General features: G+C 70.0%; 6 protein-coding genes. All 6 read left to right on the forward strand.

Translation table 11 applies throughout. The annotated features are described in order from the left end of the window. Window positions 1-67 precede the first annotated feature (67 nt). The 6 genes from PV773_RS24355 to PV773_RS24380 are packed head-to-tail and all read left to right on the forward strand — an operon-like array spanning window position 68 to window position 7,414. A complete protein-coding gene (locus PV773_RS24355) occupies window positions 68-925 on the forward strand; it encodes a xanthine dehydrogenase family protein subunit M (protein WP_347968852.1) in 858 nt (285 codons plus the stop codon). Continuing rightward, on the forward strand, window positions 922-3,879 hold the full coding sequence (locus PV773_RS24360) for a molybdopterin-dependent oxidoreductase (RefSeq protein ID WP_347968853.1): 2,958 nt from the start codon (window positions 922-924) through the stop codon (window positions 3,877-3,879). Before PV773_RS24355 ends, PV773_RS24360 begins: the two co-directional genes overlap by 4 nt. Beyond that, entirely contained in the window at window positions 3,876-5,408 is a 1,533-nt protein-coding gene (locus PV773_RS24365) for a 6-hydroxynicotinate reductase (RefSeq protein ID WP_347968854.1), read from the forward strand. Before PV773_RS24360 ends, PV773_RS24365 begins: the two co-directional genes overlap by 4 nt. Beyond that, window positions 5,405-6,409, forward strand: a complete 1,005-nt coding sequence (locus PV773_RS24370) for a UPF0280 family protein (RefSeq protein ID WP_347968855.1) — start codon at window positions 5,405-5,407, stop codon at window positions 6,407-6,409. The genes PV773_RS24365 and PV773_RS24370 overlap by 4 nt, the downstream gene beginning before the upstream one ends. Next, window positions 6,402-6,986, forward strand: coding sequence for an amino acid synthesis family protein (locus PV773_RS24375; RefSeq protein ID WP_347968856.1), 585 nt, complete (start codon window positions 6,402-6,404; stop codon window positions 6,984-6,986). The genes PV773_RS24370 and PV773_RS24375 overlap by 8 nt, the downstream gene beginning before the upstream one ends. Continuing rightward, window positions 6,983-7,414: a MarR family transcriptional regulator gene (locus PV773_RS24380; RefSeq protein ID WP_347968857.1), complete on the forward strand. Its 432-nt coding sequence runs from the start codon at window positions 6,983-6,985 to the stop codon at window positions 7,412-7,414. The genes PV773_RS24375 and PV773_RS24380 overlap by 4 nt, the downstream gene beginning before the upstream one ends. Window positions 7,415-7,533: the final 119 nt, after the last annotated feature.

The raw sequence follows: 7,533 nt of genomic DNA on the forward strand, positions 1-7,533 counted from the left end.
CAAAAGGTCGCGGCGGATTATCATTTGCATGCGAATGAATTGACCGGCCCGGGCCGGGAGGCATTGCGTGACCCGCTACGCGAGACCCACGACGCTCGACGAAGCACTCGCCCTCTTGGGCGAGGGGGCCTGGCGGGTCGTGGCCGGCGCCACTGATTTCTATCCCGCGCTCGGAAGTTCCCCCATCCGGCAGGACATGCTCGACATCAACTCGATCGCCGAGCTGCGCGGCATCGCCGGGACCGAGGCCCATCTCGTCATCGGCGCCCGCACCACATGGACGGAGGTTCGGCGGGCGCCGTTGCCGCCGGCCTTCGACGCGCTGAAACAGGCCGCGCGCGAGGTGGGATCGGTGCAGATCCAGAACGTCGCCTCGGTCGCCGGCAACCTGTGCAACGCCTCGCCGGCGGCGGACGGCGTTCCGGCGCTGATGGTACTCGATGCCGAAGTGGAGTTGCGCTCGTCCCTGGCGACGCGCCATCTGGCACTGCCGGACTTCATCCTGGGCAACCGCCGCACCGCGCTCCGGCCCGGCGAGATGGTGACCGCCGTCCGCGTGCCCAAGGCTGCGACCGGTGGCCGCTCGGCCTTCCTCAAGCTCGGCGCGCGGCGCTATCTCGTCATCTCCATCGCCATGGTGGCGGCGAGGGTGACGCTTGATCGTGACGGCCGGATCGAGGCCGCGGCCGTCGCGGTCGGCGCCTGCTCGGCGGCCGCGCAGCGGCTGCGGGTGCTGGAAGCGGAGCTGCAGGGCAAGCGGCCGGATGACATCGAGGATGTGGTCGCCAGGGCGCCCCTCGACGAGCTTTCGCCGATCGACGACGTGCGCGGCAGCGCGCACTACAGGCGGTCCGCGGCGCGCGAGATCGTCGCCCGCGCCCTGCTGGCGGCGGCAGCCGATCCACAACGGCGGGCCGCCGCATGAAACCCGACCGCGCGCCGATCAGCTTCACGGTCAACGGCGCGCCGGCGTCGGTCTCGGCCGCCCCGATGCGGCGGCTGTCGTCCGTCCTGCGCGAGGAGCTCGGCCTCACCGGCACCAAGGTCGGCTGCGACGCCGGCGATTGCGGCGCCTGCACCGTGCTGCTCGACGGCGCCCCCGTCTGCGCCTGCCTCGTGCCCGTCGCCTCGGCCGAAGGCTGTTCCATCCGCACGGTCGAAGGCCTCGGCGGCGACGGCCTGTCGGCGGTGCAGGTCTCGTTCCTTGCGCATGGCGCCGCCCAATGCGGCATCTGCACGCCGGGCATGCTGATGGCCGCCACGGCGCTGCTGGAAACGAGGCCGAAACCGAGCGAGGAGGAGGTGCAGGAGGCGCTCGGCGGCGTGCTGTGCCGCTGCACCGGCTATCGCAAGATCATCGAGGCGGTGGTGGAGGCGCACCGTTTCGTCTCGCCTCCCTGTGGACCTGAGTCTGTCGGCCCGCCGGAGGGCACTGCCGGCCTCATACCCCCACCCCTGACCCCTCCCCACAAGGGGGAGGGGGACCAACTCGCCGCCCTTGCCACCAAAATCGCCGACGGTTGGCGCGTGACGGCCGTGCCACGGAATCCCCCTCCCCCTTGTGGGGAGGGGTCAGGGGTGGGGGTGCCCTTGGCCTGGGAGTTGGGCAACTTCACCCTTCCCGCCGCCGGCGCTGCCGTCGGTGCATCGCCGGTCAGGCTCGACGGCGTGGTGAAGGTGACGGGCGCGGACAGGTTCGGCGCCGATGCGTTCCCGGCCGATGCGCTGTCGGTGCTGGTCGTGCGTTCGCCGCACCATCGGGCGGCCTTCAGCTTCGGCGATCTCGGCGCCTATGCGGCGCGCAACGCCGGTGTCGTCGGCGTGTTCACCGCGGCGGATATCCCGGGCGTCAACAGGTTCGGCGTCATCCCCGCCTTCGCCGACCAGCCGGCGCTCGCCGAGGGGGAGGTGCGGTTCCGCGGCGAGGCGGTGGCGCTGGTGGCCTGCGAGGGCTGGACCGCGTGCGACATCGACCTGGCGGATTTTCCCGTGCGCTGGCAGGAGCTGCCGGCGCTCCTTGCGCCGGAGCAGGCCGAGCAGGAAGGGGCGCCGCTTGTCCATGCCGGGCGCGCCGGCAACATACTGGTGCGTGGCCATGTCGAGCGCGGCGCCCCGGAGGCGGCACTCGCCAAGGCTTCCGCCGTCGTCTCGGCTGAAATCGAGACGTCGTTCGTCGAGCACGCCTATGTCGAGCCGGAGGCCGGTCATGCCGTCTTCGACGGCGACACGCTGACGATCGTTGCGTGCACCCAGGCCCCCTACATGGACCGCGACGACACCGCGCGGGTTCTCGGCCTGCCGCGGGAGAAGGTGCGCATCGTGCCGACCGCCACCGGCGGCGGCTTCGGATCCAAGCTCGACCTCTCGGTGCAGCCCCTGATCGGCCTGGTGGCGCTGAAGACGGGGCGGGCGGCGGCACTTGCCTACAGCCGGCGGGACTCGATGGTCTCGACCACCAAGCGGCACCCCGCGCGGATGCGCGCGACGCTGGGGGCCGGTGCGGACGGCGCAATCGCCGGCATGGTCTTCGACGGCGCGTTCGACACCGGCGCCTATGCAAGTTGGGGACCGACGGTCGCGAACCGCGTGCCGGTCCATGCCTGCGGGCCCTATTCCACGCCGAACTATCGGGCGACGAGCCGCGCCGTCCACACCAACGGCCCCGTCTCCGGCGCCTTCCGCGGCTTCGGGGTGCCGCAGGCTGCGATCATGCAGGAGACGCTCTACGACGAGCTGGCCGACAAGCTTGCCATGGATCGGCTGCAGTTCCGCTTGAAGAATGCGCTTCGGAACGGGAGCGAATCGGTCACCGGCCAGCGGCTCGAGGCCGGCGTCGGCATCGTCGACTGCCTCGAGGCTCTCGAATCGCATTGGAAACGCGCCCTGGCTGAGGCCGCGTCGTTCAATGCCGGCAACGTCGCGAGCAAACGCGGCGTGGGCATCGCGTCCTGCTGGTATGGCTGCGGCAACACCGCGCTCCCCAACCCCTCGACCATCAGGCTCGGCATCGCCCCCACCGGCAAGGTCATCCTCTACCAGGGCGCGGTGGACATCGGGCAGGGCTCGAACACGGTGGTCGCGCAGATCGTCGCCGATGCGCTGGGGCTGTCGCTTGCGGATGTCGATCTGAGAAGCGCCGACACCGCATCCACCCCCGATGCCGGCAAGACCTCGGCATCGCGCCAGACCTATGTCTCGGGCAGGGCGGCAGAGAAGGCGGCGCGAACGCTGCGCGACGAGATCCTGCGTTTCGCCAATGTCTCGCCCGCCGCGCGGCTGCATCTCGAAGCCGGCGTGCTGACGGTGTGGGAGGGCGACCTGCGCCGCCATATCGACCTCGAGAGCCTGCAGCCTGACGGCCACGGCCTCGTGTTCGCGGCCGAGGCGACCTACGATCCGCCGACCACGCCGCTCGATGCGAAAGGGCAGGGCCGGCCCTACGCGGTCTACGGCTTCGGCGCGCAGGTAGCGGAGCTCGAGGTCGACCTGGCCATCGGCACGGTGCGGCTCACCAGGATCACCGCCGCCCATGACGTCGGCAAGGCGATCAATCCGCTGCTGGCCGAGGGGCAGATCCAGGGCGGCATCGCCCAGGGCATCGGCATGGCGCTGATGGAGGAATACATCCCCGGCCGCACCGAGAACCTGCACGACTACCTGATCCCGACCATCGGCGACGTGCCGCCCATCGAGACCATACTGGTGGAAGTTCCGGATCCGGAAGGACCCTTCGGCGCCAAGGGTCTGGGCGAGCACGTGCTGATCCCGACGGCGCCGGCGATCCTCAATGCCATCCGCCACGCCACCGGTGTCTCGGTGCGCAGGCTGCCGGCGACGCCGTCGCGCATCCTCGCCGCCATCCGCGGGAAGAGCCGATGAGCGAACTGTCCGAACGCTTCGAGACCCACGATCCCGGCGACAAGCAGGCCGGCGAGAAGTTGCGCTGCGATGCCTGCCCGGTGATGTGCTACATCGCCGAGGGCCGCACCGGCGCCTGCGACCGCTACGGCAATTTCGGCGGGCGCATCGTGCGCTGCGATCCGGTGCGGGTGCTCGACTATGCGCTCGAGACGGGCGCGGCCGTCGTGCCGTTTTCGGCCGAGCCCTGGGACGGCGAACTCGTCAATGGCGGCCGCCGCTTCGTCACCGCCATCGGCGCCGGCACCACCTATCCCGACTACAAGCCGGCGCCCTTCATCGTCAGCCAGGAGGTCGAGGGCGTCGACCTGGTGACGGTCGTCACCGAGGGCATCTTCTCCTATTGCGGCGTCAAGGTGAAGATCGACACCGACCGCCACATCGGCCCGGAAACGGCGACGGTGCGCGCCGGAGGCGAGGCCGTCGGCCATGTGACCACGGGCGAATACGGCTCGCAGATGCTGTCGCTCGGCGGCGTCAACCATCTGACGGGCGGCTCGAAGCCGGAAGGCCGCTTCACCTGCGAGACGCTGATGGACCTGTGCAACAAGAAGCCGGTGGAACTCGCCATCGACGGCGGCGCGACGTTGATTGTCGAGGCCGGCAGGCCGCCGGTGATCGACGGCACGACAGAGCACAGGATGCGCGTCGGCTGCGGCTCGGCGACCATCGGCATGTTCGCCAGCCAGTGGCGCGGGCTGGTCGACGAGGTGGTGGTGGTCGACGACCACATCACCGGCGTCGTCTCTGAGCACCAGGCCGGCAAGGTGCTGGGCTGGCAGGACACCGGGATAAAAATCCTCGGCCGGCGCTCGACGCCGGGGCGCTATTTCAAGGTGTCGGAACCGGGGCTGGGCTGGGGCGGAACCACCATTTCCGATCCGCTGGCGATCCTGGGCGACTGGAACCCCAAGAAGGGCGCACGGCCGGGCCTGTCGCTGCTGATGGTATCGACCACCGGCGAACAGTTCGCCTATTACGAGCTCGACGACGACCTGCGCCCGGTCGAAAGGCCGTTCCCCGACAGGCTCAGGAAATCGGTCGGGCTGATCGAGGACAATTGCGAGCCGGCGCTGTGCACGGTGCTGTTCGTCGGCGGCGCCGGCGGCAGCCTCAGGGCCGGCGTCACCGAGAACCCGGTCAACCTGACGCGTTCGGTGCATCGGCTCGAGACCTATGTCACGGTCGGCGGCGCCCCGGTCTATGTCTGGCCGGGCGGCGGCATCACGCTGATGGTCGACGTCACGCGCGTGCCCGACGGCGCCTTCGGCTATGTGCCGACGCCGGCGCTGGTGGCGCCCATCGAGTTCACCCTGCGCAAGGACCACTATCTGGCGCTGGGCGGCTACGAGGCCGAGATCAGGACCGTCGCGGACGTGCTCCGGCGTGGCGGCGAATATTTCAACGACCGCGCCACCGGCCCGGCCTCTTCCGCCAACCCCTGGCCGCCGCTGGCGCAGCTGCGGCGCATGCGGGGCACCGGGCGATGACCGGCCCGCAGACCAGCTGGCTGCCCGACGGACGGCGGCTGCATCTCAACCACGGGCCGATCGACCTGGTGGTCGAGGCGTTTGGTGCCGCGACCGAGCTGCGGGCGGCCTACCGGCAATGCGTGGCGCGCTTCGACACGATCCTGGCCGAGCTGGTCGAGGAATTGCCCGAGCTACGCCGCCCGGCCGGCAAACGGCCGCGGCTGTTCGCCGGCGCGACGGCTCGGCGCATGGAGGCCGCGGTGGTGCCCCTGGCGGAACGCTTCATCACGCCGATGGCGGCGGTCGCCGGTTCTGTAGCCGACGAAATTCTTGCGGCGACGGTTCTGGGGCGCGAGCTCGACCGCGCCTACGTCAACGATGGCGGCGACATCGCGCTGTTCATCGCGCCGGGCGGGCAGATCGACGCGGCCATCGCCGGCACCGGCCGAGCCGACCGGCTGACGATCCGCGCCGAAGACCGCGTGAGGGGCATTGCCACCAGCGGCTGGCGCGGCCGCAGCTTCTCGCTCGGCATCGCCGATGCGGTCACTGTCCTTGCCGCGAGCGGGGCTGCGGCCGATGCGGCGGCGACGCTGATCGCCAATGCGGTCGACCTGCCCGGCCACCCGGCAATCGCGCGCCGGCCGGCGCGGCAGCTCGCGCCCGACAGCGACCTCGGCGACCGGATGGTGACGACGGCGGTCGGTCCGCTGAGCGCCGACGAGGTTGCGGCAGCGCTGGATGCAGGGCTGCAGGTCGCGGAAGATTTGCGCCGGCGCGGCCTGATCGAAGCGGCTGCATTGTTGCTGGGCGGCGACGCACGCTTCTCGGGGCTGTTGCCATCTCATCCGGCCGCTGCACTGCCATCCTCTCTCCGCCTGGGAGAAGAGGCGAGCGCCATCGCTTCCACTCTCCTCCCCGGGGAAGACATCGATGCCGGTACCGAGGCAGCTCAGCCGGGGCCGTGTGACGGCAAAAAGACCGTATCGACGCCAACCAAGGAATTTGACCATGCCTGAATTTCCGGTCCGCAAGATCGCGGTGACGGTCGAGGAGATCTTTCACGACGGCGGTTTGCCGGCAAAAGAGCCGCGCCGGCGGGCTGCGGCGCTTGCGGTGGTGAAGAACCCCTTCGCCGGCCGCTACGTCGAGGAGCTGCAGGCGGCGATGGAGGACCTGAAGCCGCTCGGGCTGATGCTCAGCGACCGGCTGATCGCCGCGCTCGGCGGCGACGTCAACACCATCGACGGCTACGGCAAGGGCGCGATCGTCGGCTCCGCCGGCGAGCTGGAGCATGGCGCGCTGTGGCACGTGCCCGGCGGCTACGCCATGCGCGAGCGGCTGGGCGAGGCCAAGGCCATCGTGCCGTCGGCCAAGAAGCTCGGCGGCTTCGGCGCGCGCATGGATGTGCCGATCGGCCATGTGAATGCCGCCTATGTGCGCAGCCATTTCGACGCCATGGAGGTCGGCGTTCCCGACGGACCGCGGCCGGACGAGATCGTCTTCGCGCTGGTCATGACCTGCGGCCCGCGCATCCAAAACCGCATGGGCGGGCTCAGGGCCGAGGACATCTCGGCCTGGGACGGATTGAGATGAGCCCGGACGATCCCGGCCATGACGGTTACCGCCTGCAGGACCAGGTCGGTTTCATCCTGCGCAAGGCGCACCAGCGCCATGTGGCGATCTTCGCCGCGCACATCGCCGATCTCACCCCGCCGCAGTTCGCCGCACTCGCCAAGCTGCGCGACGTCGGCGAGACCTCGCAGAACCAGCTCGGCGCGCTGATCGCCATGGATGCCGCGACGGTGAAGGGGGTGATCGACCGTCTGGCGGCGCGCGGGCTGGTGCGGCTCAGCAAGCACGAAATTGACAAGCGCCGGCTGCAGGTACGCCTGACCGAAGAAGGCCGGCGGTCCGTGGAAGAGCTGGTGCCGCTGGCGCAGAAGATCACCGAAGAGACGCTCGCGCCGCTGTCGCCGAAGGATGCGGCGACGCTCGTGGCACTGCTTGCGAAGATAAGTTAGGGCAGTAAGGCAGTAAGGCAGTATGGTTTTCTCCTTCTGCCTTACTGCCCTATTCCCTCAGTCCCCATACGGCACCCAGACGTTCTTGACCTCGGTTGCGCGGCGGAGGAAGGCGTCGC

The organism is Mesorhizobium sp. CC13, assembly GCF_039907765.1.
In the GTDB taxonomy this organism is placed as follows: domain Bacteria; phylum Pseudomonadota; class Alphaproteobacteria; order Rhizobiales; family Rhizobiaceae; genus Aminobacter.

Coding starts and splice junctions, on each gene's coding strand:
- PV773_RS24365 (WP_347968854.1), top strand. CDS start 3,876: ATGAGCGAACTGTCCGAACGCTTCGAGACCCACGATCCCGGCGACAAG.
- PV773_RS24380 (WP_347968857.1), top strand. CDS start 6,983: ATGAGCCCGGACGATCCCGGCCATGACGGTTACCGCCTGCAGGACCAG.
- PV773_RS24370 (WP_347968855.1), top strand. CDS start 5,405: ATGACCGGCCCGCAGACCAGCTGGCTGCCCGACGGACGGCGGCTGCAT.
- PV773_RS24360 (WP_347968853.1), top strand. CDS start 922: ATGAAACCCGACCGCGCGCCGATCAGCTTCACGGTCAACGGCGCGCCG.
- PV773_RS24375 (WP_347968856.1), top strand. CDS start 6,402: ATGCCTGAATTTCCGGTCCGCAAGATCGCGGTGACGGTCGAGGAGATC.